27 protein-coding genes are annotated in these 25,692 nt (G+C 63.3%); 10 read left to right on the forward strand and 17 right to left on the reverse strand.

Annotated features, from left to right (window positions below; all coding sequences use genetic code 11):
• Positions 1 to 8: 8 nt before the first annotated feature.
• Positions 9 to 710 (reverse strand): septum site-determining protein MinC, encoded by a 702-nt coding sequence (gene minC / locus CQ13_RS19055; RefSeq protein WP_057844371.1) that lies wholly within the window; start codon positions 708 to 710, stop codon positions 9 to 11.
• Between the two features lie 591 nt (positions 711 to 1,301).
• Between minC and CQ13_RS19060 the strand changes: the two genes are divergently transcribed.
• Together CQ13_RS19060 and CQ13_RS19065 are read left to right on the forward strand one after the other, a co-directional pair.
• Positions 1,302 to 1,850 carry a hypothetical protein gene (locus CQ13_RS19060; RefSeq protein ID WP_063800109.1) on the forward strand — a complete coding sequence of 183 codons (549 nt, stop codon included), beginning with the start codon at positions 1,302 to 1,304 and terminating at the stop codon, positions 1,848 to 1,850.
• Between the two features lie 66 nt (positions 1,851 to 1,916).
• Positions 1,917 to 3,485 carry an ABC transporter substrate-binding protein gene (locus CQ13_RS19065; protein WP_197427371.1) on the forward strand — a complete coding sequence of 523 codons (1,569 nt, stop codon included), beginning with the start codon at positions 1,917 to 1,919 and terminating at the stop codon, positions 3,483 to 3,485.
• A gap of 53 nt (positions 3,486 to 3,538) precedes the next feature.
• Here the strand turns inward: CQ13_RS19065 and CQ13_RS19070 are convergent, their stop codons facing one another.
• The 7 genes from CQ13_RS19070 to CQ13_RS19100 form a co-directional block, all read right to left on the reverse strand.
• Positions 3,539 to 4,312: a thioesterase family protein gene (locus tag CQ13_RS19070; protein WP_057844373.1), complete on the reverse strand. Its 774-nt coding sequence runs from the start codon at positions 4,310 to 4,312 to the stop codon at positions 3,539 to 3,541.
• Positions 4,313 to 4,433: 121 nt separating this feature from the next.
• Positions 4,434 to 5,168 (reverse strand): SDR family NAD(P)-dependent oxidoreductase, encoded by a 735-nt coding sequence (locus tag CQ13_RS19075; RefSeq protein WP_057844374.1) that lies wholly within the window; start codon positions 5,166 to 5,168, stop codon positions 4,434 to 4,436.
• Between the two features lie 48 nt (positions 5,169 to 5,216).
• The gene (locus tag CQ13_RS19080; RefSeq protein WP_057844375.1) at positions 5,217 to 6,185 is read right to left on the reverse strand and encodes an NAD(P)H-dependent flavin oxidoreductase; all 969 of its coding nucleotides are present in this window, start codon (positions 6,183 to 6,185) and stop codon (positions 5,217 to 5,219) included.
• Positions 6,186 to 6,314: 129 nt separating this feature from the next.
• Positions 6,315 to 6,902, reverse strand: coding sequence for a hypothetical protein (locus CQ13_RS19085; protein ID WP_057844376.1), 588 nt, complete (start codon positions 6,900 to 6,902; stop codon positions 6,315 to 6,317).
• Between the two features lie 38 nt (positions 6,903 to 6,940).
• Complete coding sequence (locus CQ13_RS19090; protein WP_057844419.1) at positions 6,941 to 7,522, reverse strand: YqaA family protein; 582 nt, start codon at positions 7,520 to 7,522, stop codon at positions 6,941 to 6,943.
• Positions 7,523 to 7,588: 66 nt separating this feature from the next.
• Positions 7,589 to 8,011 carry a phosphoribosyl-ATP diphosphatase gene (gene hisE, locus CQ13_RS19095; protein WP_057844377.1) on the reverse strand — a complete coding sequence of 141 codons (423 nt, stop codon included), beginning with the start codon at positions 8,009 to 8,011 and terminating at the stop codon, positions 7,589 to 7,591.
• Between the two features lie 110 nt (positions 8,012 to 8,121).
• Entirely contained in the window at positions 8,122 to 8,514 is a 393-nt protein-coding gene (locus tag CQ13_RS19100; RefSeq protein ID WP_057844378.1) for a hypothetical protein, read from the reverse strand.
• Positions 8,515 to 8,756: 242 nt separating this feature from the next.
• Here CQ13_RS19100 and CQ13_RS19105 point away from each other — a divergent pair, with 242 nt between their 5' ends.
• From CQ13_RS19105 to CQ13_RS19130, 6 genes are all read left to right on the forward strand, one after another.
• Positions 8,757 to 9,833, forward strand: coding sequence for an ABC transporter substrate-binding protein (locus tag CQ13_RS19105; RefSeq protein WP_057844379.1), 1,077 nt, complete (start codon positions 8,757 to 8,759; stop codon positions 9,831 to 9,833).
• A 253-nt stretch (positions 9,834 to 10,086) separates the two neighbouring features.
• Entirely contained in the window at positions 10,087 to 11,865 is a 1,779-nt protein-coding gene (locus tag CQ13_RS19110) for a glucan ABC transporter ATP-binding protein/ permease (protein WP_057844380.1), read from the forward strand.
• Positions 11,866 to 12,076: 211 nt separating this feature from the next.
• Positions 12,077 to 13,537 (forward strand): D-alanyl-D-alanine carboxypeptidase family protein, encoded by a 1,461-nt coding sequence (locus CQ13_RS19115; RefSeq protein ID WP_057844381.1) that lies wholly within the window; start codon positions 12,077 to 12,079, stop codon positions 13,535 to 13,537.
• A 176-nt stretch (positions 13,538 to 13,713) separates the two neighbouring features.
• A complete protein-coding gene (locus tag CQ13_RS19120) occupies positions 13,714 to 15,396 on the forward strand; it encodes a long-chain fatty acid--CoA ligase (protein ID WP_057844382.1) in 1,683 nt (560 codons plus the stop codon).
• A 21-nt stretch (positions 15,397 to 15,417) separates the two neighbouring features.
• A complete protein-coding gene (locus CQ13_RS19125; RefSeq protein ID WP_057844383.1) occupies positions 15,418 to 15,969 on the forward strand; it encodes a DUF924 family protein in 552 nt (183 codons plus the stop codon).
• A gap of 186 nt (positions 15,970 to 16,155) precedes the next feature.
• Complete coding sequence (locus CQ13_RS19130) at positions 16,156 to 16,641, forward strand: peroxiredoxin (protein WP_057844384.1); 486 nt, start codon at positions 16,156 to 16,158, stop codon at positions 16,639 to 16,641.
• Between the two features lie 289 nt (positions 16,642 to 16,930).
• Here the strand turns inward: CQ13_RS19130 and rnhA are convergent, their stop codons facing one another.
• Genes rnhA through ispH form a run of 3 tightly spaced genes read right to left on the reverse strand, consistent with a single transcriptional unit; the run spans position 16,931 to position 19,346 of the window.
• Positions 16,931 to 17,395, reverse strand: coding sequence for a ribonuclease HI (gene rnhA / locus CQ13_RS19135; RefSeq protein WP_057844385.1), 465 nt, complete (start codon positions 17,393 to 17,395; stop codon positions 16,931 to 16,933).
• A complete protein-coding gene (locus CQ13_RS19140; RefSeq protein WP_057844386.1) occupies positions 17,392 to 18,372 on the reverse strand; it encodes a homoserine kinase in 981 nt (326 codons plus the stop codon). Before CQ13_RS19140 ends, rnhA begins: the two co-directional genes overlap by 4 nt.
• A gap of 5 nt (positions 18,373 to 18,377) precedes the next feature.
• Positions 18,378 to 19,346 (reverse strand): 4-hydroxy-3-methylbut-2-enyl diphosphate reductase, encoded by a 969-nt coding sequence (gene ispH, locus CQ13_RS19145; RefSeq protein ID WP_028348105.1) that lies wholly within the window; start codon positions 19,344 to 19,346, stop codon positions 18,378 to 18,380.
• A 220-nt stretch (positions 19,347 to 19,566) separates the two neighbouring features.
• Here ispH and CQ13_RS19150 point away from each other — a divergent pair, with 220 nt between their 5' ends.
• Positions 19,567 to 20,262, forward strand: a complete 696-nt coding sequence (locus CQ13_RS19150) for a DUF1013 domain-containing protein (RefSeq protein WP_057844387.1) — start codon at positions 19,567 to 19,569, stop codon at positions 20,260 to 20,262.
• Between the two features lie 92 nt (positions 20,263 to 20,354).
• On the opposite strand, the gene CQ13_RS19155 is transcribed toward CQ13_RS19150, so the two are convergent.
• The 6 genes from CQ13_RS19155 to CQ13_RS19180 all read right to left on the reverse strand — a co-directional run bounded on the left by CQ13_RS19155 (position 20,355) and on the right by CQ13_RS19180 (position 24,695).
• Complete coding sequence (locus CQ13_RS19155; RefSeq protein WP_057844388.1) at positions 20,355 to 20,615, reverse strand: SemiSWEET transporter; 261 nt, start codon at positions 20,613 to 20,615, stop codon at positions 20,355 to 20,357.
• A gap of 64 nt (positions 20,616 to 20,679) precedes the next feature.
• Positions 20,680 to 20,898 (reverse strand): alkylphosphonate utilization protein, encoded by a 219-nt coding sequence (locus CQ13_RS19160; RefSeq protein ID WP_057844389.1) that lies wholly within the window; start codon positions 20,896 to 20,898, stop codon positions 20,680 to 20,682.
• Between the two features lie 81 nt (positions 20,899 to 20,979).
• On the reverse strand, positions 20,980 to 21,186 hold the full coding sequence (locus CQ13_RS19165) for a DUF6494 family protein (protein ID WP_057844390.1): 207 nt from the start codon (positions 21,184 to 21,186) through the stop codon (positions 20,980 to 20,982).
• A gap of 12 nt (positions 21,187 to 21,198) precedes the next feature.
• Positions 21,199 to 21,459 (reverse strand): hypothetical protein, encoded by a 261-nt coding sequence (locus CQ13_RS19170; RefSeq protein ID WP_057844391.1) that lies wholly within the window; start codon positions 21,457 to 21,459, stop codon positions 21,199 to 21,201.
• Between the two features lie 274 nt (positions 21,460 to 21,733).
• Positions 21,734 to 23,644 (reverse strand): propionyl-CoA synthetase, encoded by a 1,911-nt coding sequence (locus CQ13_RS19175; RefSeq protein ID WP_057844392.1) that lies wholly within the window; start codon positions 23,642 to 23,644, stop codon positions 21,734 to 21,736.
• Between the two features lie 286 nt (positions 23,645 to 23,930).
• Positions 23,931 to 24,695, reverse strand: a complete 765-nt coding sequence (locus CQ13_RS19180; protein ID WP_057844393.1) for a tetratricopeptide repeat protein — start codon at positions 24,693 to 24,695, stop codon at positions 23,931 to 23,933.
• A 212-nt stretch (positions 24,696 to 24,907) separates the two neighbouring features.
• Here CQ13_RS19180 and CQ13_RS19185 point away from each other — a divergent pair, with 212 nt between their 5' ends.
• Positions 24,908 to 25,678, forward strand: coding sequence for a hypothetical protein (locus CQ13_RS19185; RefSeq protein WP_057844394.1), 771 nt, complete (start codon positions 24,908 to 24,910; stop codon positions 25,676 to 25,678).
• Positions 25,679 to 25,692 lie beyond the last annotated feature (14 nt).

Genomic DNA, 25,692 nt, shown 5'->3' on the forward strand with positions numbered 1-25,692 from the left:
TTAGCCGGTTAATTCAGCGGGGTAATTTTCATGGTGTCGCCCTCCAGCCAGGCTTGCGCCGGACGGTTGCGGAGCGCGACGTCGATTTCTTCTGCGGTCTGGTAGTAGCCATCGATCGCCAGCAGCTCGGCCTCGATTCTCTGGCAATAGATCCGTGCGGCCGAATTGCCGTTGACGCCAGCCATCGCACGGCCGCGCAGCGTGCCGTAGATGTGAATCGATCCGCCGGCGACGATCTCCGCGCCCGACCCGACCGAGCCCAAAACCGTGACATCGCCTTCCATGAAGACGATGGACTGGCCCGAACGTACCGGGTTCTCCAGCAAGAGCGAGGTCGGCTTCGGCTTCGGCTCGGGCCCCGGCTTCTGCGTCGGCTCGTTTCGCGTGATCACGCAGGCACGGCCGCCTGTCAGCAAGGGCGGCATGTTCGCCGCGAGACGATCTTCCTCCACCCCCTCGATGCCGAGGACGCGGATGTTGCGCTCGTTGAGACTGCCGACGAGATGGGCGATGGCGGAGCTTGAGAGATCGACGGCTGAGAGATCGAGCACAATCGGCTTGCCGACGAAGTATCCGGGCGAGCGGGCCAGCGTGGCGTCGATCTCGGCGAGCCATTCCACGATCGGCACGACAGGGCTGAATACGAACGCGACATAGGACCGGCCGCGCAGCCGGACCAGTTGACGCGTAGGATCCGCTCGGACGTCCATGATGTTCGACTCGCCTTCTTAGTGAATGGTTAACAATCGACGAACTTGGTTAACGAGTAATTAATGTGAAAGCCCGCGCTACGCGCAGAAAACGGCGCAACGCCAGCGAATCCGGCGCATTTATGGCCGATCCTTGCTGCTGATCGCGGCGAGGGCGCGCAAAAGCCTATGAAAACAGGGGTCACGTGAGTTGTAGCTAACGCGAGCTCAACTTACTTTGGTCACGTTTCCGACCTAAATTAGTCCTCGCGCGGTTCCAACAAACTTATGTGTGCTGCGGATCTCTGCGGTCTGGCAGCTCAATCCGTCGGGCAGACGGAACATTAGCCGGCAGGGGACGAGGCAGTGGAAGCCGTGAGCGTTGTGTGGTCGCGAGATTCGATCTCGCAGGCAGGTGTCGTCGGACGCAGGGACGGCGCCTCACACCTTGCTTCAAATCTTCCAAGCAAGCTCGATAGCGGACAGAAAGCGGACGTCGATGATCCCGCGCGCCTGTTCCGCGATCTGGAACTCCTGACCGGTACGTCACCTGCCGTTCCGCCGCCGAGCAATCCGCCGGTCAATCCGCCAAGCGACATGAGGAGTGAGCGTATGAGTAGTGTGAGTGAGCAGGACCACATCAATCCCCGCGATCCCCTGTACTACGCGCCGCGCTCGCTACGTGAGCGGTCGGCTTCCGTGCGCGACGCCAGTCCCGCAACGACACCGTTCTCTCCGGCGTCGTTTGACTCCCAGCTCGAGAGCGCCGTATCCGATGCGCTGCGCCATCGCCTCGATCCCGAGATCATGCGCGAACCTCAACTGGAATCGAAGAAGGCGTTGTGGAGCGTCGCAGCGCGCTTTGGTGCCGCGATCGGCGTCGCGGCTCTCGTGGCGTTGTTCTTCGTCATCGCCGTGCCGGGGTCGCGGCAGAGCGACGGTGAGCCGTCGGCGTCCTCCGGAATCGTGCAGTCGATCAAGGCTGCCCTGTTCCAATCCGGAGAGGCTTCGCCAAAGCCTGCAATCAGCGAATTCCAGGCCGTTCTCGCCTCCACGCCACCGAGCGCCTCGCCTGCGCCCGAGCAGTCCCAGTTGCTCAAGCAATTCATGCAGTGGCGCGAGAAGCCGGATCCGGCGACGCCACAACGCGCCAACCCATGATCCAGATGGAGGAATGACAATGCCTGAGAACCGACCTTCCGCCATCTTGTTCTCAAGGAGTTTGCCATGACCTCGCACCGGATCTCCTTGCTGGTCGGGGCCGTGCTGTTCGGAATCGCAGGCAGCGCTCAGGCTGCCGGCGACATTGCGATCGTGCGCGACCTTGCAGGCCGCGTCGGCCCCGTGATCGGCTCGGCCCAGGCCTGCCGCGACATTGCGCGTCCCCGCATCCAGACCATCGCCGACAAGTTTTCACAGGTGATCCGGGAAGCCTCGTCGAACGAGGCAGAGCGTTCTGATCTCACCCAGACGTTCGATCGCAGCGTGGCCGACGGCCGCGCCGCCGTTAGCTCGGGCAAAATCGATTGCATCCGGGCGGATCGTCAGCTTGCCGATCTCGAACGCTCGATCTCGGGCCCTAGTCTTTCCAGCGTCATCGGCCCATCCCCTGCCGCCGCGGCAACGGCCGCGAACGCAGCAACCGCGCCGACGGCCCCGGTCCCGACCGGGCCGCTGCCACGCGGCATCGGCGAAAAGGAAATCCGCTTCGGCATCGCCGCGCCCTTCTCCGGCCCGGCCCGTGAGCTGGGACGCCAGATGAAGCTCGGAATCGAGACCGCCTTCAACCGGATCAACGATGCCGGCGGCGTCGACGGGCGGATGCTCAAGTTGTACGCCGCCGACGACGGCTACGAGCCTTCGCGCACCGCGGAAGCGATGAAGCAGCTCTATGAAAAGGACCAGGTGTTCGGCATCGTCGGCAATGTCGGCACGCCGACCGCGGCGGTTGCGATTCCCTATGCGCTCGAGCGCCGGATGCTGTTCTTCGGAGCCTTCACCGGCGCCAACATCCTGCGCAACGATCCGCCGGATCGCTACGTGTTCAACTACCGCGCCAGCTATGTTCAGGAAACCGACGCAGTCGTCCGCTACCTCGTCAAGATACGCCGGCTGCAGCCCCGCCAGATCGCGGTGTTCGCGCAGCAGGATTCGTACGGCGACGCCGGATTTGCCGGTGTCGCCAAGGCGTTTCGCTCTATGGGCGTGAACGACGGCGCCATCCTCCGGCTCAATTATGCGCGAAACACCGTCGACGTCGACGACGCGATCAACCAGTTGAAGCTCGCGAAACCGCCGATCAAGGCCGTCGTCATGGTCGCCACCTACCGGGCCGCGGCGCGGTTCATCGAGAAGACACGCGACCTCTATCCCGGGTTGATCTACTCCAACGTCTCGTTCGTCGGCTCCACCGCGCTCGCCGAAGAACTGAAACTCTTGGGACCGCGTTACACCAACGGCGTGATCGTGACGCAGGTGGTGCCGGCGGTGTCGGGCTATTCGTCCGCCGTGCTCGAATACAAGAATGCGCTCGCCAAGTATTTCCCAGGCGAAGCGCCCGACTACGTTTCGTTCGAGGGCTATGTCGCCGCCAACGTGCTGATCCAGGGCATCAAGCGGACCGGCCCGCAGATCGATACGGAGAAGCTGATCGACACGCTGGAGACGATGCGCAATCTCGACCTCGGTCTCGGGACCCAGCTCAGCTTCGGCCGCTCCGAGCACCAGGCCTCGAACAAGGTGTGGGGCACGGCACTCGACGAAAGCGGGCGTTACCAGCCGATCGATCTCGAATGATCGGGAAGCCGCGATCCCTCTGATCGCGGCTTCACCATGCCGCCTGTCCGCGCTCAGCGCTTCTCGATGACAAGGCTCTGGATGGCGCGGCCGAAATAGCCGCGCTCGTCGGCGAGCCGCGCCATTGCCAGCCCCGCGCCGTCGGGACCGATCCAGGACTCGGCATCAAGCAGGATCCAGTCGCCGACCGGCTCACGCGCAAAATTCACGGTCAGGTCGGCATTGAGAAAGGTCCACGCGCGGAAATCCAGCACGGCCGAGGTGCCGTTGCAGAAATCCGCCGCCGCCATCGCCCGCATCGCCTGCGATACCGGCGCGCCTTCCACGATCGGCCGGTCGACGCGATACCAGATCGCGCCGGGACCGGGCTCGCCGAAGCGGCCGCGCGCGGCGCGCAGCGACATACCTGATACGAACGGGCTGGAGGAAAAATCCGCGGGCTCGACGCGCGATCGATCCGGCCCCGGTAGCTCGACTGGCAGGATCGCGGCCTCTGGCGGCAATTCCTGGGCCTGCACCTTGATCTTCAGCACGGTCGCGCCGACCACGACGACGCCTTTAGCCAGTAGCCTGACCGCGCAGAGCTGGATCTTGCGGCCCTCGCGCAAGACTTCGCTCTCGATGGTCAGCGGCGCCACCGGCACGGGGCGCATCAGGTCCACGGTCACGCGCGCAACCCGCATCGCGACCGGCGTCGGAATCCGCTCCGCCGCCCACACCACCAGCGCCGCCGGCGGCGAGCCGTGCTGCATGCTCGGATCCCATGGGCCTGCCGCAAAGGGGCTGGTGACGACGTCGTTGCCGTCAACGCGAAAAATACCGTCCATTGAATGAGAAGTCCTGTCGATCAAGGGACGAGCTTCTTGCCTGCTTCGGCGGAACGAGTCGAGCCCGCGGCGGACAGGGCACCGTGCGCCATTGGCGGGAGATGGCGAGCAAGGCGGCGCGTCAAATGAATGCCATGCCGCCATTGAGGACGATGGTCTGCCCGGTCATGTAGCTGTTGCCGAGCACCATCGCGACGGCTTGCGCGACTTCCTCGGCCTGGCCCATGCGGCCGAGCGGGATGTTGCGCGCGAGGTCCGTCCGGCCGCCCATCATGTCGGTCTCGATCAGCGACGGCGCCACCGCGTTGACGGTAATGCCTTCCTTGACGAGGCGCGCCGCGTAGCCGCGCGTCAGTCCTTCCATGCCAGCCTTGGAGGCGTTGTAGTGTACGCCGATGGCGCCGGCGCCGCGCGCCGCGCCCGACGAGATGTTGACGATGCGGCCCCATTTGCGCGCCCGCATCGCCGGCAGCACCGCCTGCGTGCACAGGAACGCCGATTTCAGGTTTACCGCGATGGTGCGGTCGAAATCGTCCTCGGTGAGATCGTCGACGCCGCGCAAGATAGCTAAGCCGGCATTGTTGACGAGAATGTCGATCGGACCGAGCGCGGAGCCCACCTGTTCGACCATGTTGGCGACGGGCCCAGCCTGCGAGACATCGGCTCCGATCGCGATGGCGCGGCCGCCACTGGCCTTGATCCGGGCGACAACAGCATCGGCATCACCAGCGCGCTCGCGATAATTGACCGCGACCGCGGCGCCGGCTTCGGCAAGCGTCAAGGCAACTGCCGCGCCGATACCGCGGGACGCGCCCGTCACCAGTGCAACACGCGCACTCAGGTTGTGTTCGGCCATCACCGATCCTCCGTCGCCTTCACGGCGGCGCGCGACCCGCAAGGCACCTCACAATGCGGGGTCGACCGCCTCGTCATATTCCTTCCTGAACCGCGCGATCAGCTCGGCGGCCGGCACCACCTTGCCGATGCCGCCAATACCTTGGCCGCTGCCCCAGATCTCCTTCCACGCCTTCGGCTTGGCGCGCTCGCCGGAGGCGTCGGTGCCAAAACTCATCTTCGAGGGATCGGAGGTCGGCAGGTCGTCGGGATTGAGGCCGGCCTTGACGATCGACGGCTTGAGGTAATTGCCGTGCACGCCGGTGAACAGGTTTGAATAGACAATGTCTTCCGCCGACGACGACGTGATCATCTCCTTGTAGGCTTCGACCGCGTTAGCTTCCTGGGTCGCGATGAAGGCGGAGCCGATATAGGCAAAGTCGGCACCGAGGATGCGCGCCGCACGGATGGCGCGGCCGTTGGCAATCGCGCCCGACAGCGCGATCGGTCCGTCGAACCAGGCGCGCGTTTCCTCGACGAAGGCGAGCGGCGAGATCGTGCCGGCATGGCCGCCGGCGCCGGCCGCCACCAGGATCAGGCCGTCGGCACCTTTCTCGACCGCCTTGTGCGCGAATTTTTGGTTGATCACGTCGTGGAAGACGATGCCGCCCCAATTGTGCGCCGCCTGGTTGAGATCTTCGCGCGCGCCGAGCGAGGTGATCAGCATCGGCACCCTGTACTTCTCGCAGGCCGCAAGATCGTGGTCGAGCCGGTTGTTGGATTTGTGAACGATCTGGTTCACCGCAAACGGCGCCGACGGTCGCTCCGGATGCGCCTTGTCGTAGGCTGCGAGTTCTTCGGTGATCCGCGCCAGCCATTCGTCGAGCAGCGAAGCCGGCCGCGCATTCAGCGCCGGAAACGATCCGACCACGCCGGCCTTGCACTGGGCGATCACGAGATCGGGCACGGAGATGATGAACAGCGGCGATCCGATCACGGGTATCGACAGGCGGCCCTTGAACAGCGCGGGCATGGACATTCGAAGCGATCCTCTGGTTATCAGGCAAACGATTTGGCTCTAGAGATGCCAGACGTCATACCAACCAACAAGGCAATCTTTCCAGTGTCAAGTATTGCGTTTTGGCGCAGCCAGATGACGGAACGACCACTACTGACAGAGCGCCCTCGTCACATAATTTTCCGTCTTGCAATCGCCAGACTGCCGCTTGTAGCCGGGCAGGAACACTTTCGGCGAGCATTTCTCGGCCGCGTCAGTATCGAGGCTATTGCCTTCCTTGTAGCCCTTGCTCTGGCACAGCCGGTCGGCGCCGGCCTTGCAGTCCGGCGCGCCGTTGGCCGCGACAAGACACGCCGCCCGCCCGCTCACCATGACTGATGGCCTGGCGATGTTCGGCAGGCTGTCGCCGGCACCCTTGGCGCCGGCGTTGAGATCCTTGATGGTCTCGCCCGGGCTCTTCAGCGGCAGCAACAGCGATTTGGATTTCTCGAACAGCTTTCCGATTTCGTTGATCAGGCCGGGATTTTCCTGGCGCGGCGCTTGCTGTGGCTCACTCTGCTGCCGCTCGGGCTGAGCCGGCACCGGCTGCTGGGCCGGCGACTGCAGGCCGAGCGAGGGCTGCGGTACGGCTTGCGACCAGCCGGCATCGGGAGCGATCGCAAGCACGGATGCAACGAGGCCAACGACCGCGCGTTGCGTCCCGAATAGCTTGATCAAACGGCCGATTCGATCGGGCATGGAACGAACGTAGCCTGAAGCCGGGATGCCGGCAAAGCCTAGACCAGCTTGAACGCGGCATAGAAGCCGAGCACCAGGACGACGGCACCGATGGCCACCCAGGTGCCAAGGCGCTTTTCTAGCTCGGCCCGGATCACGTCGCCATAGCGGTTGAGCAGGACCGCGACCACGAAGAACCGCCCGCCGCGTGCCACGATCGAGCACAGGATGAACAGCCAGATGTTGTAGCCGGCAAACCCCGAGGTGATGGTGACGAGCTTGTAGGGGATCGGCGTCAGCCCCTTCAGCAGGATGATCACCGCGCCCCATTCGGCATAGGAGGCGCGGAAGGTTTCGACCTTGTCACTGAGACCGTAGATCGTGATCAGCCAGTGCCCGACCGAGTCGTAGAGCAACGCACCGATGGCGTATCCGACCACGCCGCCGGCAACGGATGCGATGGTACAGACGGTCGCGAACCACCACGCCTTCTTCGGCTGCGCCAGCGACATCGGCAGCAGCATGATGTCGGGCGGGATCGGGAAGAACGAGCTTTCCGCGAAAGACACCGCCGCCATGATCCAGAGCGCATAGGGCTTGTCGGCGGCGTTGATACACCAATCGTAGGTCCGTTTGAGCATGGCCGCATGAACCATCATGGAGCGGATTTGTCCATGCCGGAAAACGACGGAATTTGAGAGGATTTACTACCGCTTCCGTAAGGAACGACCTTCCAGCGCGACAATTCGCCGCCGGACTGCGGGGCCAGCGGCCGCCTTGGGCAGCGGCTTGGTTGGCGCCGTTTTCGGCGACTTGACGGCCTTCGGCAGCTTCTCGGCGATGCCGAGCAGGTCCTCGCGCCGCTCCATCTCGCGCCAGACGTCCTCCGGCTTCACGCCGGCCGATGCCCACAGCACGGTGAGGTTATAGAGCAGGTCGGCGCTCTCGCGGACCACCGCGTCGCTCTTGCCGTTGACGGCATCGATCACGACTTCGATGGCTTCCTCGGCGAGCTTCTTGGCCATCTTGGAGGGGCCGCGCTGAAACAGCCGGGCCGTGCGCGACGTCGCCGGATCGAGATCCTTGGCCGCGATAACAGCCTGATAAAGCCGTTCGAGCGAATCACTCATTCTCCGAACCTAATGCAAAGCCATGGCCGGCGTGTTAACGGCCGGGCACACACCATAAAAAAATCCACCGGCCGACGGCCGGTGGATTTTCTTTACCCTTACGGTCGCGATTACCATCCGCCATAATACGGGCTGCCATAGTACGGGCGGGGCGCGTAGTAGTAAGGTGCCGGGCGGCCATAATAGACCGGGCCGCCACCGTAATAGCCGTAGTCGTCATAGTAGTGACGGCGGTTCTGGGTGGCTGCAATCGCAAGCCCCGTACCGACGATGCCGGCAAAGGCCGCCGCTGCCGCCGCGCCACCACCACCGCGATAGTGACGGCGACGGGCACTGATATCGGTCGCGTCGCTGGTCCCGGTCGAGGCCGTCACGCCCTTGCTCGACGGCGCGGAGCCCGCGAATGCCGTGGTCGGCGCGACTGCCGTCAGTGCAACGGCCACAACCGTTGCCACCGCGCCGGCGCGGCCGATCGATGAAAACACACCTTTTCGCGCAAACATCTCGATATCCTCCGTGGGAGCTGGCCTGACAGGCCTTCGATAGCTAAACCACCGGACGGATACTAGGTTCCCGAATCCGAACGGCGGCTGAACGATCCCTGGCAAAATCGTGGCAGTCATCGACCATTCAGGTTAGATGCTGCACAATAGCTCGCCCGAGGGCCAAGTCTGCAGTTGGCGATGTCACGAAACCGACATCACCGGCGCGGCAACTTGTCCCACCTCTTGCTGATGTCATCTCGATGCGTGCGATCAGGACCAACGCCATTCGCTCTCGCCTGAGCGCTCTCTTGGCTTTCCTTGCCGGGCTGTTCGCCGTTGCGGGCTTCACGGCGAATAGCGCTCTCGCCGCCGACGAACCTCGGCCTCCGCTCGCAATCCAGTTTTCGCTGGATCGTCCGATCGATGCCGCGGCAGCGCCGTTCGTGATGGCGGCCGCCGGCGGCCTGTACACCACTGAGGCGCTTGCGGTTACGACCAACATCGCCAGCGGATCGCCGGACGCGATTGCGCGGGTCGCGGCAGGCAGCAGCGATTTCGCCGTGGTCGACGTCAACGCATTGATGCGGTTTCGCGACAAGGACAAGCAGGGCGGCTCCAGGATCAAGGCCGTGTTCGTGCTGTTCAACAAGGCGCCCTATGCCATCATCGCCCGCAAGAGCCGTGGCATCCGCGCGTTGACCGACATTGAGGGCAAGACTCTCGGCGTCGCCGAAGGCGACTTGTCGGCCCGGCTGTGGCCGGCGGTAGCGCACCAGAACAGCATCAAGATCAAGAGCGTGAAGCAGAGCAGCATCAGTGCCGCGGTGCGCGAGCCGATGCTGTCGGCGGGCCAGATCGATGCCGTGACCGGATTCTCCTATCTGTCGGCGATCAATCTGAAGGACCGCGGCGTGCCTGCCGACGATCTGGCGGTGCTGAAATTCGCCGACTATGGCTGTGAAGCCTACGGTTTCGCCATTATCGCCAATCCGGCGCTGGCGGCCGCCAAGCCCGAGGCGGTGAAAGGATTCGTGCGAGCCGTCATCGGCGGGTTGCATCTCACGGTCAAGGACCCCGAACGCGCCGCAACCGAGGTCGCAAATCGCATGGACGGCGGCTCGAAGGACCTCGAATTCGAGCGGCTGCAAAGCATCCTGCGCGACTACGTCGTGACCAGCGAAGTGAAACGCAACGGTATCGGCGCCATCGATCCGGGACGCTTCGAACGCTCGATCGATCAGGTGGCGGAAGACTTCAAGTTTCAGAAACGGCCGCAGGCGTCCGACATTTTCGACGACCAGTTTCTGCCCCCGCTCAACAGCCGGCTGATTAATTGAGTGAGGGCCCTTCTTCCACCGGTGCTCTGGGCTTACCCCTCTCCCGCAAGGGGAATGCGCGCGATGTTCAGCACTCGTGCGAAGGAAGTGAGGTGAGCAGACTGATCGGGCTCCCTCCTCCCTTGCGGCGGAGGGTTGGGGAGAGGGGTGCCGCTTGCTCAGCGTCGTTGACGTGTGCGCCCGGCCTCACTAGTCGTCCCGAGCGATCCCTGTTTACAATGGGCGATTGAAACGCCTTGCGAGTCCTCATTCGATGTCCATGCTGCGCCTTTACACCCGTGTCCTCGAGCTGCTTGGCAAGGAGGCGCGGCTGGGCTGGATTCTCGCCGTCGCCAACCTCCTGCTGGCCGGGGCGCAATTCGCCGAGCCGGTGCTGTTCGGCAAGATCGTCGACGTACTCTCTGGCAAACCGCAGACCGGCCCGCTGGCCACGAACTCGGCCTGGCCGCTGCTGGGAGCCTGGGTCGTGTTCGGGCTGTTCACTATCGCCTGCGGCGCGCTAGTCGCGCTCCATGCCGACAAGCTGGCGCACCGTCAACGCCAGGCGGTGCTGACGGATTATTTCGAGCACATCATGCAGTTGCCGTTGACCTTCCACACCGGCACCCATTCCGGCCGGCTGATGAAGGTGATGCTGAACGGCACCGACGCGCTGTGGCGCCTCTGGGTCGCATTCTTCCGCGAGCATTTTGCGGCGATCCTGTCACTGGTCGTGCTGCTGCCGCTCGCGTTCTACATCAATTGGCGGCTGGCGATACTCTTGTTCGTGCTGTGCGTGGTGTTCACGCTGCTGACCACGCTGGTGGTACGCAAGACCTACGGCATGCAGAGCGAGGTCGAAGCGCAGTACAGCGATCTGTCGGCGCGCGCGTCTGATGCGCTCGGCAACGTCGCACTGGTGCAGAGCTTCGTGCGGATAGATGCAGAGGTTCAGGGCATGCGTTTCGTCGCCGACAAGCTGCTCGCCGCGCAGATGCCGGTGCTAGGCTGGTGGGCACTGGTGACCGTCATCACCCGTGCTTCCACCACCATCACCGTGCTCGCGATCTTTACCGTCGGCATCTACCTGCACGCGCAGGGACAGACGACGGTCGGCGAGATCGTGATGTTTGTCAGCTTCGCGACCATGCTGATCCAGAAGCTGGAACAGGTGGTGAGCTTTATCAACAGCGTGTTCATGGAGGCCCCAAGGCTGCAGGAATTCTTCGACGTGCTGGATGCCGTACCCGCAGTGCGCGACCGGCCCGGAGCGGTCGATACCGGCCGGCTTTCCGGCCTCGTCGAATTCCACGACGTATCGTTTTCATATGACGGCAAACGGCCCGCGGTCGAAGACGTTTCGTTTACCGCTCTGCCCGGGCAGACCATCGCCCTGGTCGGCCCGACCGGCGCCGGCAAGTCGACGGCGATTGCGCTGTTGCACCGCGCCTTCGATCCGCAGTCCGGCATCATCAAGATCGACGGCATGGACATTCGCGCGTTGAAGCTGACGGCGCTGCGGCGGAACATCGGCGTGGTGTTCCAGGAGGCGCTGCTGTTTAACCGCTCGATCGCGGACAATCTGCGCGTCGGCAAGCCGGACGCGACCGATGAGGAAATGCGCATCGCCGCAAGCCGCGCGCAGGCGCTGGAGTTCATCGAGCGCAGCGAGAAGAAGTTCGAGACCCATGCCGGCGAGCGCGGCCGGATGCTATCCGGCGGCGAGCGGCAGCGCTTGTCGATCGCCCGTGCGCTGCTGAAAGACCCACCGATCCTGATTCTCGACGAGGCGACCAGCGCGCTCGACGCCGTCACCGAGGCCAAGGTCAACGCGGCGCTCGACGAGGTGATGAAGGGCCGCACCACCTTTGTGATCGCGCACCGGCTTTCGACCATTCGCAACGCGACCCGCATTCTGATGTTCGACAACGGGCGGGTGATCGAAAGTGGAACTTTCGATGAACTGGTGGCCATGGGCGGTCGCTTCGCGGAACTCGCCAAGGCCCAGTTCATGGTGCAGGAGAATGCCCGGACCGGCATCAAGGTCAAATAGCCGACAAGCATCTGTTACGGTTCAACTATCGCCGAAATTGCGCCAATTTCGTCCACGATTAAATCGCCGGGCCTCTGTTCTGAATCGCCAAGCCGGTATAGGTTTGCGCACCTGCCGCAATGCGACGGCGCCGGACACGCTTGAAACCCGAACGTTTGATTTAAGGACCTCTCCTTTTCGAAGGCGGGTCTCAAAGGACCGGAACGGAAAAGTGCATCTTCTTCGCCCGTTGCTTCGCGCTTCCTCATTGAACCTGATTTTGCTGGCGACGGCGCTTGCCGTCATGACGTCGCGCGCCGTGCACGCCGAAGCGCTGTTGGTCGTCGAAGCCGATACCGGCAAGGTGCTGCAGGCCGACAATGCCACCATGCCCTGGTATCCCGCCTCGGTGACCAAGATCATGACGGCCTACGTCACGTTGAAGGCTGTCAAGGAAGGACGACTGTCGCTCGACACGCTCTTGACGGTGTCGCCGGTCGCCGCCTCGCAGTCGCCGTCCAAGATGGGCTTTCCTCCGGGCACCCAGGTCACCGTCGATAACGCGCTCAAGATGATGATGGTGAAGTCGGCCAATGACATGGCCGTGGTGCTCGCCGAAGGCGTCGGCGGCTCGGTCGACGGTTTCTCGGCGATCATGAACCAGACCGCCTTGCGGCTCGGCATGACGCAGACGAGCTATGTCAATCCCAACGGCCTGCCCGCGGACGGACAGATCACGTCGGCGCGCGATCTCGCGATGCTGGCACGCGCCGTCATTCGCGACCTGCCCGAGTACGAATACTTCATGCAGATCCCCTCGATCCGCTACGGCCGCAGGGTGACGCAGAATTTCAACAAGCTGATCGGGCGCTATCCCGGCGCCGACGGTTTCAAGACCGGCTTCATCTGCGCTTCCGGCTACAATCTGGTTGCGTCTGCGACGCGCAACGGCAAGCGGCTTATCGCGGTCGTGCTCGGCGCATCCTCAGGCCAGGCGCGGGCCGTTCGCGCAGCGCAATTGCTGGAGCGCGGCTTCGGCAACGGGCTGGGCTGGCTGAAGCCCGCGCTCGGCACCGTCGACAATCTGGTTCCGGTCGATGCGACGCCGCCGAACCTGCGCGACGAGATGTGCAACGGCAAGCGCAAGCGGCCGGCCACCGATGAGGACCCGGACATCGTCGCCAGCAACGGCAACACTTCGACTGGCGAGACCGCGGTGAACTTCTTTACGGCGGGGCTGCAGCACCACCCCGTCAAACCTGCGGATCTGCTGGCGGCCGCGGCAGAGCCGTCCGAGCCTGTTCCGGTCTATACCGGTCCAACCAAGACCGGCCCGGCATTGATCGCCGCCGTTGCGGCGGATGCCGAGAAGCAGACGCCGCCAAAGCGTGGCAAGAAATCGACGATTGCAGCGAAGAAGCCTGACGCCGCAGCACCAAAGGCCGAAGCCACCGCGAAGCCGGCAGCCAAGCCTGCTGCAGTCCGGCATGCGACCGCCAAACCGGAGGCTGCCGCCAAGCCGGCCGCCACGGCCGAGAGAAAGCCGGCCGCCTCGGCCGAAAGAAAGCCGGCAGCTTCCGCCGACAAAAAGCCGGCCGCCAAGCCTGTCGCCGTCGGAGACAAGCCCGCGCCGAAGCCGGCCAAGCCAAACGCCGCCGCTAAACCCAAAGGCGAAAACAAGCCGGCTGGTTAACGGGCCGCGGAGCCACGTAATTAGGCAGCTTTCCTGCCGTTCGGCCGAACGATTCCAGATCGCCGAAATGCGTCGATAGCGCGCAGCCGCTTGCCATCGGCGGCGGCATTCACAATACTGCCAAAAACAAGGCATGCCCGGCCGAGAAACAGGGAAACAAGCAGAGGGGAGATACCATGGAGCGGATCTGGCTCAAGCAATATCCGGCCGGTGTGCCAGCCGATATCGACGTCACCCAGTACTCGTCGCTGGTCGAGCTGTTGGAAGAAAGCTTCAAGAAGTTCGCCGATCGCAAGGCGTTCATCTGCATGGACAAGTCGATCAGCTACCGCGATATGGACGAGATGTCGGCCGCACTCGCTGCCTATCTGCAGAGCAAGGGCCTGCAAAAGGGCGCCCGCGTCGCGCTGATGATGCCGAACGTGCTGCAATACCCGGTCTCGACCGCCGCCGTGCTGCGCGCGGGATATGCCGTGGTGAATGTCAATCCGCTCTACACCCCGCGCGAGCTCGAGCATCAGCTCAAGGATTCCGGCGCCGAAGCGATCATCGTGCTGGAGAATTTCGCCACCACCGTGCAGCAGGTAATCGCGAGAACCTCGGTCAAACACGTGATCGTCGGCAGCATGGGCGACCTGCTCGGCTTCAAGGGCGTGATCGTCAATCTCGTCGTGCGCAAGGTGAAGAAGATGGTGCCGGCGTGGTCGCTTCCAGGCTCCGTCTCGTTCAATGATGCGCTCGCCGCCGGCCGCAGCATGAAGCTGAGCAAGCCGCAACTGACGCGTGACGACGTCGCTTTCCTGCAATATACCGGCGGCACCACCGGCGTCTCCAAGGGCGCGACGCTGCTGCACAAGAACATTCTCGCCAACGTGCTGCAGAACGACGCCTGGCTGCAGCCGGCGCTGAAGAAGCCCCCGCATGTCGACCAACTCTTCATCGTCTGCGCGCTGCCGCTCTATCACATCTTCGCGCTGACGGCGTGCTTCCTGATGGCGGTGCGCGCCGGTGGCGTCAATCTTCTGATCCCGAATCCGCGCGACATACCGGGCTTTATCAAGGAGCTGCAGAAATACCAGGTAAACAGCTTCCCGGCGGTCAACACGCTCTACAACGCCCTGCTCAACGCGCCGGGCTTCGACAAGGTCAACTTCTCCAAGCTGAAGACCTCGTTCGGCGGCGGCATGGCGACGCAAAAGGCGGTCGCCGAGAAATGGCTGAAGGTGACGGGCTGCGCGCTGTCGGAAGGCTATGGCCTGTCCGAGACCTCGCCGGTGCTGACCTGCAACCCCGCCGACACCGACCAGTTCTCCGGCTCGATCGGCATTCCCGTGCCCTCGACCTACATCTCGATCCGCGACGACGACGGCAAGGAGGTGCCGCTTGGCCAGCCCGGCGAGATCTGCGCCAAGGGACCGCAGGTGATGGCCGGCTACTGGAATCGGCCGGAAGAGACCGCGAACGTGATGACCGCGGACGGCTTCTTCCGCACCGGCGACATCGGCGTCATGGACGAACGGGGCTACACCAAGATCGTCGACCGCAAGAAGGACATGATCCTGGTCTCGGGCTTCAACGTCTATCCGAACGAGATCGAGGAAGTGATTGCGGGGCATCCAGGCGTGCTCGAATGCGCCGTGATCGGTGTGGCGGATTCGAAGTCGGGCGAGGCGGTGAAGGCCTTCATCGTCAAGAAGGACCCGAACCTTTCGGCCGACGACGTCATCAAGTTCTGCGGCACGCAGCTCACCGCCTACAAGGTCCCCAAGCAGATCGAGTTCAGGACCGATCTGCCCAAGACCAATGTCGGCAAGATCCTGCGCCGCGAACTGCGCGACGAGAAAAAGGCCGCGGCGTAAGGCGCACGCGGACCTCTCGACATGACGGAGACTAACGTCGCGCCAGCCGACATTCTGGCCTTCTGGCGCGACGCCGGCCCAGATCGCTGGTACACTCGCGACGACGCTTTCGATGCGGAGGTGTGCCGGCGCTTTCGCGGCCTTTGGCAGAGAGCGGCGGCCGGCGAGCTATCGTCGTGGGAAACGAGCGATGACGGCGCGCTGGCGCTCGTCATCGTGCTCGACCAGTTTCCCCGCAACATGTTCCGCGGCGACCTCAGGACCTATGCCAGCGACCGCCTCGCCCGTGAGGTGGCGCACCGCGCCGTCGACCACGGCGTCGAGGCGCGGATCGATCCCGCTTTGCGCGAATTCCTCTATCTGCCTTTCATGCATTCGGAGCACCTGGGCGACCAGTTGCGCTGCATCGAGCTGTCACGCGCGGCCGGCCATACCGAGAGCCTGAAATGGGCCGAGCACCACGCCGATATCATCCGGCGCTTCGGTCGCTTTCCCCACCGCAACCACCTTCTGGGCCGCGCTACCACGCCGGAGGAGCAGGCATTCCTCGATGAAGGCGGCTTTTCGCCGTGATGACGCAAGCGTGAACGGTCTCGACCGTTGCCGTTTCTCCTCCCCTGAATATTGTGCCGTTCACCTTCCCGGTCTGGAGCGTTTGCTCCAGATCGTTATTTTGACGCGTTTTCTTCACGCAAACCGGTACCCACTTCGCTCGAAAACGCTATAAGGCACACACCGCTCATTGAGGGAGAATTGACGATGACGATCCAAGTTGGCGACAAGCTGCCGGAAGCCAAGTTTCGCGTGATGACGGCGGAAGGCCCGCAGGTCAAAACCACCGACGACATTTTCAAAGGCAAGAAGGTAGCGCTGTTCGCGGTGCCCGGCGCCTATACCGGCACCTGCCACAAGATGCACCTGCCGAGCATCTTCCTCAACGCCTATGCCATCAAGGACAAGGGCGTGAACGCCATCGCCATCGTCTCCGTCAACGACGCCTTCGTCATGAACGCCTGGAAGCGCGACACCGACCAGCGCGACGAAGCCGTATTCCTCGCCGACGGCAATGCCGACTTCACCAAGGCGATCGGCATGGAGCTCGATGCCTCCGGCAATGGCCTCGGCATCCGTTCCAAGCGCTATTCGATGCTGGTTGAAGACGGCGTGGTGAAGAAGCTCAACCTCGAGCCCGCGCCGGGCAAGGTCGAAGTTTCCGGCGGCGACACGCTGCTGGGACAGTTGTAACTTCCTCCGTCATTGCGAGCGAAGCGAAGCAATCCACCTCTCCGCACGCGCTGAAGCATGGATTGCTTCGTCGCTTCGCTCCTCGCAATGACGACGGATGGATGCCCCGTCCCCTTCTCCTTCTCCCCTTGTGGGAGAAGGTGGCGCGAAGTGCCGGATGAGGGGTTCTCTCAGCGGAAGCAGACGTTTCAGACGAGGGACGCAGACCCGCGGAGAGAATCCACCCGTCTCAATCGCGCTTTGCGCGATTGATCCATCCTCTCCCCTTATGGGAGAGGGGAAGGGGCGCCTACTTCCCCACTCTCTCCTGCAACCTCGCCATTGCCACGCCCTCACGTGCGAGTTGATCGGCGCGCTCGTTTTCGGCGTGGCCGGCGTGGCCCCTGATCCAGTGCCAGCGCACCTCGTGCGGCTTTAGCGCCATGTCGAGGCGCTGCCAGAGATCGACGTTCTTGACCGGTTTCTTGTCCGCGGTGCGCCAGCCGTTCCGCTTCCAGCCATGGATCCAGCCGCTGATGCCCTGGCGGACATACTGGCTGTCGGTGGTGAGATCGACCACGCACGGCTTCTTCAGTGCTTCCAGCGCCGAGATCGCCGCCATCAGCTCCATGCGGTTGTTGGTGGTGTGCGGCTCGCCGCCCTTCAGTTCTTTCTCTTTATCGCCGAACCTCAGAATCGCGCCCCAGCCACCGGGGCCGGGATTGCCCGAGCAGGCACCGTCGGTGAAAACCGTCACGTGAGGCAATTCGCTCAAGCGGCAAATCCGGGCTGGGTCAGGCCGTAATCGCGCACGCTGGAAACGCTCTGGTGAAAGCGCAGCTTGCGGACGTATTCGAGTGGGTCCTTCGGCTTCACCAGCGCGCCCGGCGGCACGTTGAGAAAATCGACCAGCCGCGTCAGCAGGAAGCGCAGCGCCGAGCCGCGCGCCAGCAGCGGCAGCGCTTCCTGCTCGGTATCAGACAATTGCCGCTCGCGGCCATAGGCGTTGAGCAGCGCGCGCGCCTTGGTGACGTTGAACGAATGATCCGGCTCAAAACACCACGCATTCAGGCAGATCGCGGCGTCGTAGGCCAGGATGTCGTTGCAGGAAAACGGGAAGTCGATCAGGCCGGACAGTTTGTCGCCGAGGAAGAAGACATTGTCGGGAAACAGGTCGGCGTGGATGACGCCGAGCGGCAAATCTTTCGGCCAGCGTGCCTCGAGCTGATCGAGCTCGCGCGCGATGAAATCCTGCAAGCCAGGCGCGACGCTGTCGGCGCGCGATGCGGCGAGATCGAATAGCGGCCGCCAGCCCTCGACCGACAGCGGGTTCTTGCGGAACATCGGGAAGTCGCTGCCCGCCAGATGCATCTTTGCAAGCGCCTCGCCGACGCCAGTGCAATGCGCGGCGTTGGGCCGCCGCGGCCACATGCCTTCGAGGAAGTTGATGATCGCCGCGGGACGCCCGGCCAGTTCGCTGTAGACTTCACCCTTGCGGTTGCGGGCTGGCTGCGGGCAGCGCACGCCGCGCTCGGCCAGATGCGCCATCAGCGACAGGAAGTACGGCAAATCGCCCACCGCCACGCGCTTTTCATAGAGCGTGAGGATGAACGCGCCTTTGCTGGTATGCAGCAGAAAATTGGAATTCTCGACGCCTTCGGCGATGCCCTTGTAGGAGAGCAACTCGCCGATTTCGTAGCCCTTCAGGAACTCCGCGAGGTCTTCGGCGGCGACGTCGGTGTAAACCGCCATCGCGACTACTCGGCGGCAGCTTCAGGCCGCAGCGAACGCGGCAGCGGGAAGAACTCGTTCTCCTCCGCGGCCGACACCGTCTCCACATGCAATTCGAACCGCTCGGCGAAGGCGCCCATGATTTCCTCGACGATCACTTCCGGCGCGGATGCGCCCGCCGTGATGCCGAGGCTCTTGATGCCCTCGAAGCGCGACCAGTCGAGATCCGAGGCGCGCTGCGCCAGCACCGAGACCGGGCAGCCCTCGCGCTCAGCGACTTCGCGCAGGCGCTGCGAGTTCGACGAGTTCGGCGCGCCGACCACGATCAGGGCATCAACAACCGGCGCCACCTTCTTCACCGCGAGCTGGCGGTTGGTGGTGGCGTAGCAGATGTCTTCCTTGTGCGGGCCGTTGATATTCGGGAAGCGCTCCTTGAGGAGCGCGACGATCTCGGCGGTGTCGTCGATCGACAACGTCGTCTGGGTCACGAAAGCGAGGTTGTTCGGATCCTTCGGCGCGAACGTCTTGGCGTCCTCAGCGGTCTCGATCAGCGTCACCGCGCCCGTCGGCAACTGCCCGAGCGTGCCGACCACCTCAGGGTGATGCGAATGCCCGATCAGCAGGATCTCACGGCCGCGCTTGAAGTGGATCGCGGCCTCGCGGTGCACCTTGGTAACCAGCGGGCAGGTTGCGTCCAGCGAGAAGAAATTGCGGGCGCGGGCGTCTGCCGGAACCGACTTGGGAACCCCGTGGGCCGAAAACACCACCGGGGCGTTGGTATTGTCGGGGATTTCAGCGAGTTCCTCGACGAAAATCGCGCCCTTGGTCTTCAGGCTATCGACCACGTAGCGGTTATGTACGATCTCGTGCCGGACATAGACGGGGGCGCCATAGATGGCGAGCGCCCGTTCCACGGTATCGATGGCCCGCACCACCCCGGCGCAGAAGCCGCGGGGGGAACAAAGCACGATTCTGAGGTCTGGTTTGGCTGGCATGGGGCGCTATCTCGGGACCGAATCACCCCTTGCCGGCGGGCAGGGAACGGCTAGTTCGGATAAGGACTTGGGACTGGTTTCGGGCTGTGTCAAGGCACTTTAGCAGACCATTGCGCCAAAGGGGTTGGAAGGCGTATATAGCCCTCAATTCCCGTCATCAACGATGACCACAGGCTTCGCCTCCTAAAAAGAGGTGGGCGAGGCACAAAGGAGATTTGCCATGAGCAATGCACCGCTGATGCCCAAGGCGACGGCCGTGTGGCTGGTTGACAATACGGCGCTGACCTTCGACCAGGTGGCCGATTTCACCAAAATGCACCCCCTTGAGGTCCGCGCCATCGCCGATGGCGACGCCGCCCAGGGGATCAAGGGCATGGACCCGATTTCGACCGGGCAATTGACCCGCGACGAGATCGAAAGGGGCGAAAAAGACCCGAATTACCGCCTCAAGCTCGGCGAGAGCAAGGTGGTGCTGCCGCCGGCCGCCAAAAAGAAGGGCCCGCGCTATACCCCGGTGTCGCGCCGCCACGAGCGGCCGAGCGCGATCCTGTGGCTGGTCCGCAACCATCCCGAACTGAAGGACGCGCAGATCATGCGCCTGGTCGGCACCACCAAGACCACCATCGCCTCAGTCCGCGACCGCACCCACTGGAACGCCTCGACGCTCACCCCGATGGATCCGGTGACGCTCGGCCTGTGCTCGCAGATCGAGCTCGATTTCGAGGTGCAGCGCGCAGCGAAGGAAAAGCCGGTGCCCGCAGCCTACGGCGGCGCCACCCTGCTGCCGGCCTCCGAGACCACGAAGAAGGAGCCGGAATTCGAGCCGAGCGAGAAGTCGGAAGACGACCTCAACGTCGATGCCGTGTTCGCCAAGCTCAAGAATATCGGTGGCAAGAAGCAGGACGAGGAAGAGTAGAGGTTATCGGCCACGGCTGATGCTGAACGCGGCGGGGCAACCCGCCGCGCTTTTTGTTTGCGACGAGCGCTGCGGACCGGCTGACAGCCGCTTCAACCGTACTTCAGCTTCATCCAGAGGATTCCGCCGGCCAGGACGATCGTAATCGCATTCGCAACGATCAGCGGCGCATCACCGGAAAGCAGGCCGTACAACAGCCAGAGCAGGATGCCGAGCACCATGACAAGGAACATTCCAAGCGAGATGTCTTCGGTGGAGCGGGTTTTCCAGACTTTCACGAACTGTGGTGCATAAGCGAGAGTCGTGCAGGTTGCGGCGGCAAACCCCAGCAGCTTGATTGCAAGTTGTTCCATGCCGCCCTTATAGCATCGATTCGAAGATGGATTTAAGAAGGCCGACCGGGTGAGCCGACACGCTTCACGCCTTCTTCAAGAACTTCGTGTGCAGCACCAGGCCCTTGACCTTGTCGGTGCGGCCTTCGATCTCGTCGGGATCATCCGTGAGGTGGATGTTCTTGATCACGGTGCCGCGCTTGAGCACGGTGGAGGATCCCTTCAGTTTCAGATCCTTGATCAGCGTGACGCTATCGCCCTCGGCGAGCAGTGCGCCGTTGGAATCCCTGACCTTGATGTCCATGTGACGCCTTCTTTGTATGAAGTCCGGCGTCCACCCTCTCCCACAAGGAGAGAGGGGACAAGATCGCGCCGCTGCTCTTCCTTACCCCAGCTCGATCTCGTCGTTGACTTCATGCGTGAGCGCGATGCCGCCGACGGTCAGAACCATCTTCGCCGGCAGCTTCTCATGGCCCTTGAGTTTGCCGGATTCGACCGCATCGCGCACGGCCTTTTCGATCTCGCGTTGCGAGGTGACGCCGACTTGCTTGAGAAATTTGCGCAGGCTTGCGTTGAAGGTGTCTTCGTTCATGGTGGCCTCCCGTTACGGCCTCGTCGGATTGTTCAGCATCTGCTCGGCGAGATTGCGCTGGGCGCGGTCGGTACGCGCGTTGGCGTTGCCGCGCTGGACGTCGCGGTTCTTGCGGCAGTTGACGTAGTCGTTCGAGCCCGGCGCGACATTGTTGGAGCGACAGAACGCGTCATCGTCGGCGCTGGTGTCGACCATGGTCGGCTGGCCGCGTTCGAGGCAACCCGCAAGCAGCGGTGCGATGAGGAGGAATGCGAGTTGCAGGTTACGTCGCATGCTCTGTCCCTTCCAGGTTTCATCATTGCCGGGCGCGCGTCCCCGACTTGATCGGGATGAGCCGGCAATCCATCGAAATAATGGCAGCCTGCTTTGACGACGAGTCATGCCCGGGTCAAGCCCGGGCATGACAGGGTCCGTCATTTCGGGGCGGTCCGCAGGGCCGAACTATGGGGGCCCTTGCGCCACTGAGAACCTCGAGGTTCCCCGGTGCGCAATTGCGGCACCTGAGGTCCGATGCTTTCGCATCGCCCCGGAACGACGGTGGGTTCGCTCACAACCTGCCCTTCAGCGCGTCGCCGATTTCGTCGAGCACCTTGGGGTCCTCGATGGTGGCCGGCATGGTCCAGCTTTCGCCGTCGGCGATCTTCTTGATGGTGCCGCGCAGGATTTTTCCCGAGCGCGTCTTCGGCAGGCGCCCCACCGTGATCGCCAGCTTGAAGGCTGCGACAGGACCAAGTTTTTCGCGCACCAGCGCCACGATCTCCTTTTCGATCTCGGCGGGAGCTCGCGTCACGCCGGCCTTCAGCACCAGGAAGCCGCAAGGTACTTCGCCCTTGATCGCGTCCTTGATGCCGAGCACGGCGCATTCGGCGACATCAGCGTGAGAGGCCAGAATTTCCTCCATACCGCCGGTGGAAAGGCGGTGGCCAGCGACGTTGATGATGTCGTCGGTACGGCCCATCACCCAGACATAGCCGTCCTCGTCCTTGTAGCCGGCATCCGAGGTCTTGTAGTAGCCGGGAAACTCCGTGAGGTAGGCTTCCCTGAAGCGCTGATCCTGCTGCCACAGCGTCGGCAGGCAGCCGGGTGGCATCGGCAGCTTGATCACGATCGAACCCATGGTACCCGGTGCGACCTGCTTGGATGCCTCGTCCACCACGTCGACCTGATAGCCCGGCATCGGCACCGTCGGCGAGCCGTGCTTGACCGGCAACATGCCAAGGCCCACCGGATTGCCGGCGATGCACCAGCCGGTCTCGGTCTGCCACCAGTGATCGATCACCGGCACCTTCAACTGCGCCACCGCCCATTCCACCGTCGGCGGATCGGCGCGCTCGCCGGCCAGGAACAGCGTGCGGAATTTCGACAGATCGTATTTGCGGATGAACGCGCCGTCCGGGTCTTCCTTGCGGATGGCGCGGAAGGCGGTCGGCGCGGTGAACAGCGCGACGGCCTTGTGCTCGGAAATGACACGCCAGAACGCGCCGGCGTCAGGCGTGCCGATCGGCTTGCCCTCATACATGATCGAGGTGGCGCCATGGATCAGCGGGCCGTAGACGATGTAGCTGTGGCCGACGACCCAGCCGATGTCGGAGCCACACCACCAGACCTCGCCCGGCTTGACGCCGTAGAGATTGAACATCGACCATTTCAGCGCGACCAGATGCCCGCCATTGTCGCGCACGACGCCCTTCGGGATTCCCGTGGTGCCTGACGTGTAGAGAATATAGAGCGGATCGGTGGCGAGCACCGGCGTGCAGGGCGCGGCCTTGCCGGCGTCGAGCGCCGCGCGGCGGAGCGCCGCCCAATCGTGATCGCGGCCGGCCGTGAGTTCGCAAAGATGCTGCGGCCGCTGGAGGATGACGCAGGCTTGCGGTTTGACACTGGAGAGGTTGATCGCCTCGTCGAGCAGCGGTTTGTATTGCACGATACGGCCGGGCTCGATCCCGCAGCTCGCCGAGAAGATCAGCTTCGGCTTGGCGTCCTCGATCCGCGTTGCGAGTTCTTTGGCGGCAAAGCCGCCGAACACCACCGAATGCACCGCGCCGATGCGCGCGCAGGCCAGCATCGCAAACACCGCTTCCGGCACCAGCGGCATATACAGGATAACGCAGTCGCCCTTGGCGACACCGAAATCGGCCATCACGGCGGCGAGCGTCTGCACCTCCTTCAACATCTCGGCATAGGTGAATTTCGAGATCGTATTGGTGAGCGGCGAATCGTGGATCAGCGCGACCTGGTCAGCGCGTCCGCCCGCGACATGGCGGTCGAGCGCGTTGTAGCAAGTGTTGACCACGGCGCCGGCGAACCAGCGGCCGTAGGCGCCCATCGAGGGATCGAAGATCTTTTTGGCCGGCTCGATCCAGTCGATCTCGCGCGCGGCGTCAGCCCAAAATGCCTCCGGGTCCGCCAGCGAGCGGGCATGGACCTCGTGATAGCGGCTGTTGTCTTGGATGTTCATGGCGCACTCCCCGCTCGTTCGCCCATGGTCGTCATGCCCGGCTTGTCGCGGGCATCCACGTCCTTGCTTCAACTCGAGATTCGCAAGGCGTAGATGGCCGGGACAAGCCCGGCCATAACGGCTGGGCAAGCATTTATTTCAGGCATTGTCACGGGAAGTTGCGCCAGATCAAGCCGGGAATGGCTTGATCGTTCGACTAAACTCTACTGCCGGGCGATGGTAGTGAGCTTCTCACCGACAGCCATCGCGCCGCGCTGGCGTATCCCCTCATCAGGCCCAAAACGACCTAGTACCCGTCGATCCCGTTGATTTGCTGCAGGCGGTCGCGCATGGCCTTTTTCAGATCGTAGCCGGGCCGGCCGTACTCTGCGTTGCGGCGGGCGATGTATTCCCCCTGCTCCCGCCGCAGCTTGCGCGCCTGCTGTGGGGTCATCTTCTCAGCGGCCGTCCTGCTATACGACGCTTGAACCTCGCGATCGAGATCGGCGAGTTCCGGATTGGCGCAGATCGCCTTCTCCACCTTGCGGCGCGCGGTGGCACAGTTGAAGCTCGGTTTGCCGGCGACCGCCTGCAACGCGCCTTGCCGCTCCGCCTCCTGCGCCAGCGCCCGGTGGTTGGCTCTTGCGACGACGTGGTCAGGATTCAGCTTGATCGCCGCGGCAAAGTCGGCCACCGCCTTCGGCAGATCACCCTTGTTGCGCCAGAGTTCGCCACGCGCGTTGTAAACATCGGCGTGCGCCGGATCGAGCCGCAACACGCTATCATAGTCGGCGATGGCACGGTCGATCATGTCCTTGCGCTCATAGGCGGTCGCACGGGCAATCAGTGCCTTGATGCGGTCGGCCTTTTCGGTCTTTGCGTTGTCGATCAGCGCACTGCAGAGATGCACCGTCCTGTCGTGATCATGCGCAAGGCCAGCGGCAAGACAGGCCGCAGGATCAATGCGTATATCCTCGCCCGGCTCGGTCCCGGTCGCCGATGCATCATGCGCGTACGTCAGCGACAGCAGGGAAGCCACGACCAGGCTGCGGATGTGGAGATAGCCTCGCATCAATTGATCCGGAAAGCGCCGTCTATTGCGACGCGATCCTAGCAAGCGACCTGCATCTTCGACAAGCAGCCTGCAAATTTCCCGTTCGGACAAGAACAGATTTTGGCCGAAACGTGACCTGCGGGAAACGTAATTCTCTTCACAGACGGAAGAATACGATCCGTGAGAAAATCTGCTGTGAACCTATTGCAGTTCTCACGGACTCAACAACCATGACCACATTGACCGACTTCAATCCGCCGCGCGCCATCGCGCAATCCCAATCAGGCTATTTCTACTTCTACATGGCGCTGGCCTGCATGGCAGTCGCCTTTCTCGGCTTCGCACCGACCTACTGGCTGCCAATGGCCAAGCGATCGTTCTCGGCCTCGCCCGTCGTGCACTTTCACGGCCTGCTGTTTTTCGCCTGGTCGCTCTATTTCGCATTCCAGAGCTGGCTCGCCGCGTCGGGCAAGGTCGCCCGGCACCGCACCATCGGCATGATCGGCGTCTCACTGGCGACCGCGATGACGATTTTCGGTTTCCTGGTCGCGGTCAACGCGATGAAGCGCTCCGCGGCGGCGGGATTGACCGACGAAGGAATCGCGTTCGCGATTGTCCCGCTCAGCGGAATTCTGTTCTTTGCCGTGGTTTTCACGCTGGCGATTGCCGCGATCCGGCGGCCGGAAACCCATAAGCGGCTGATGCTACTGGCCAGCATTTCGCTATTGGACGCCGCGGTCGCCCGCTGGTTTCTCACGTTCCTCGCGCCTCCCGGTCCGCTCGGCCCGCCGCCGGTCCCCGTGACCATCCCGCCGGCCTTCGTCGCCTATCTCCTGCTGGTGGCCGCCATCGTTTTCGACTGGCGCACGCGCGGCCGGCCGCATCCGGTCTATGTCTACGGCGGCATTGCGCTGATCGCCGTGAAACTCCTGAACTGGCCGATCAGCGTCACGCCGCTCTGGCATTCCTTCGCGGGCGGTATCCTGGCGATGGCGCAGTAGCCGGTACAGCTCTC

Origin of the sequence: Bradyrhizobium retamae, from assembly GCF_001440415.1 — a bacterium.
GTDB classification, from domain to species: domain Bacteria; phylum Pseudomonadota; class Alphaproteobacteria; order Rhizobiales; family Xanthobacteraceae; genus Bradyrhizobium; species Bradyrhizobium retamae.

Coding starts and splice junctions, on each gene's coding strand:
- minC (WP_057844371.1), bottom strand. CDS start 710: ATGGACGTCCGAGCGGATCCTACGCGTCAACTGGTCCGGCTGCGCGGC.
- CQ13_RS19060 (WP_063800109.1), top strand. CDS start 1,302: ATGAGTAGTGTGAGTGAGCAGGACCACATCAATCCCCGCGATCCCCTG.
- CQ13_RS19065 (WP_197427371.1), top strand. CDS start 1,917: ATGACCTCGCACCGGATCTCCTTGCTGGTCGGGGCCGTGCTGTTCGGA.
- CQ13_RS19070 (WP_057844373.1), bottom strand. CDS start 4,312: ATGGACGGTATTTTTCGCGTTGACGGCAACGACGTCGTCACCAGCCCC.
- CQ13_RS19075 (WP_057844374.1), bottom strand. CDS start 5,168: ATGGCCGAACACAACCTGAGTGCGCGTGTTGCACTGGTGACGGGCGCG.
- CQ13_RS19080 (WP_057844375.1), bottom strand. CDS start 6,185: ATGTCCATGCCCGCGCTGTTCAAGGGCCGCCTGTCGATACCCGTGATC.
- CQ13_RS19085 (WP_057844376.1), bottom strand. CDS start 6,902: ATGCCCGATCGAATCGGCCGTTTGATCAAGCTATTCGGGACGCAACGC.
- CQ13_RS19090 (WP_057844419.1), bottom strand. CDS start 7,522: ATGCTCAAACGGACCTACGATTGGTGTATCAACGCCGCCGACAAGCCC.
- hisE (WP_057844377.1), bottom strand. CDS start 8,011: ATGAGTGATTCGCTCGAACGGCTTTATCAGGCTGTTATCGCGGCCAAG.
- CQ13_RS19100 (WP_057844378.1), bottom strand. CDS start 8,514: ATGTTTGCGCGAAAAGGTGTGTTTTCATCGATCGGCCGCGCCGGCGCG.
- CQ13_RS19105 (WP_057844379.1), top strand. CDS start 8,757: ATGCGTGCGATCAGGACCAACGCCATTCGCTCTCGCCTGAGCGCTCTC.
- CQ13_RS19110 (WP_057844380.1), top strand. CDS start 10,087: ATGTCCATGCTGCGCCTTTACACCCGTGTCCTCGAGCTGCTTGGCAAG.
- CQ13_RS19120 (WP_057844382.1), top strand. CDS start 13,714: ATGGAGCGGATCTGGCTCAAGCAATATCCGGCCGGTGTGCCAGCCGAT.
- CQ13_RS19125 (WP_057844383.1), top strand. CDS start 15,418: ATGACGGAGACTAACGTCGCGCCAGCCGACATTCTGGCCTTCTGGCGC.
- CQ13_RS19130 (WP_057844384.1), top strand. CDS start 16,156: ATGACGATCCAAGTTGGCGACAAGCTGCCGGAAGCCAAGTTTCGCGTG.
- CQ13_RS19140 (WP_057844386.1), bottom strand. CDS start 18,372: ATGGCGGTTTACACCGACGTCGCCGCCGAAGACCTCGCGGAGTTCCTG.
- ispH (WP_028348105.1), bottom strand. CDS start 19,346: ATGCCAGCCAAACCAGACCTCAGAATCGTGCTTTGTTCCCCCCGCGGC.
- CQ13_RS19150 (WP_057844387.1), top strand. CDS start 19,567: ATGAGCAATGCACCGCTGATGCCCAAGGCGACGGCCGTGTGGCTGGTT.
- CQ13_RS19155 (WP_057844388.1), bottom strand. CDS start 20,615: ATGGAACAACTTGCAATCAAGCTGCTGGGGTTTGCCGCCGCAACCTGC.
- CQ13_RS19160 (WP_057844389.1), bottom strand. CDS start 20,898: ATGGACATCAAGGTCAGGGATTCCAACGGCGCACTGCTCGCCGAGGGC.
- CQ13_RS19165 (WP_057844390.1), bottom strand. CDS start 21,186: ATGAACGAAGACACCTTCAACGCAAGCCTGCGCAAATTTCTCAAGCAA.
- CQ13_RS19170 (WP_057844391.1), bottom strand. CDS start 21,459: ATGCGACGTAACCTGCAACTCGCATTCCTCCTCATCGCACCGCTGCTT.
- CQ13_RS19175 (WP_057844392.1), bottom strand. CDS start 23,644: ATGAACATCCAAGACAACAGCCGCTATCACGAGGTCCATGCCCGCTCG.
- CQ13_RS19180 (WP_057844393.1), bottom strand. CDS start 24,695: ATGCGAGGCTATCTCCACATCCGCAGCCTGGTCGTGGCTTCCCTGCTG.
- CQ13_RS19185 (WP_057844394.1), top strand. CDS start 24,908: ATGACCACATTGACCGACTTCAATCCGCCGCGCGCCATCGCGCAATCC.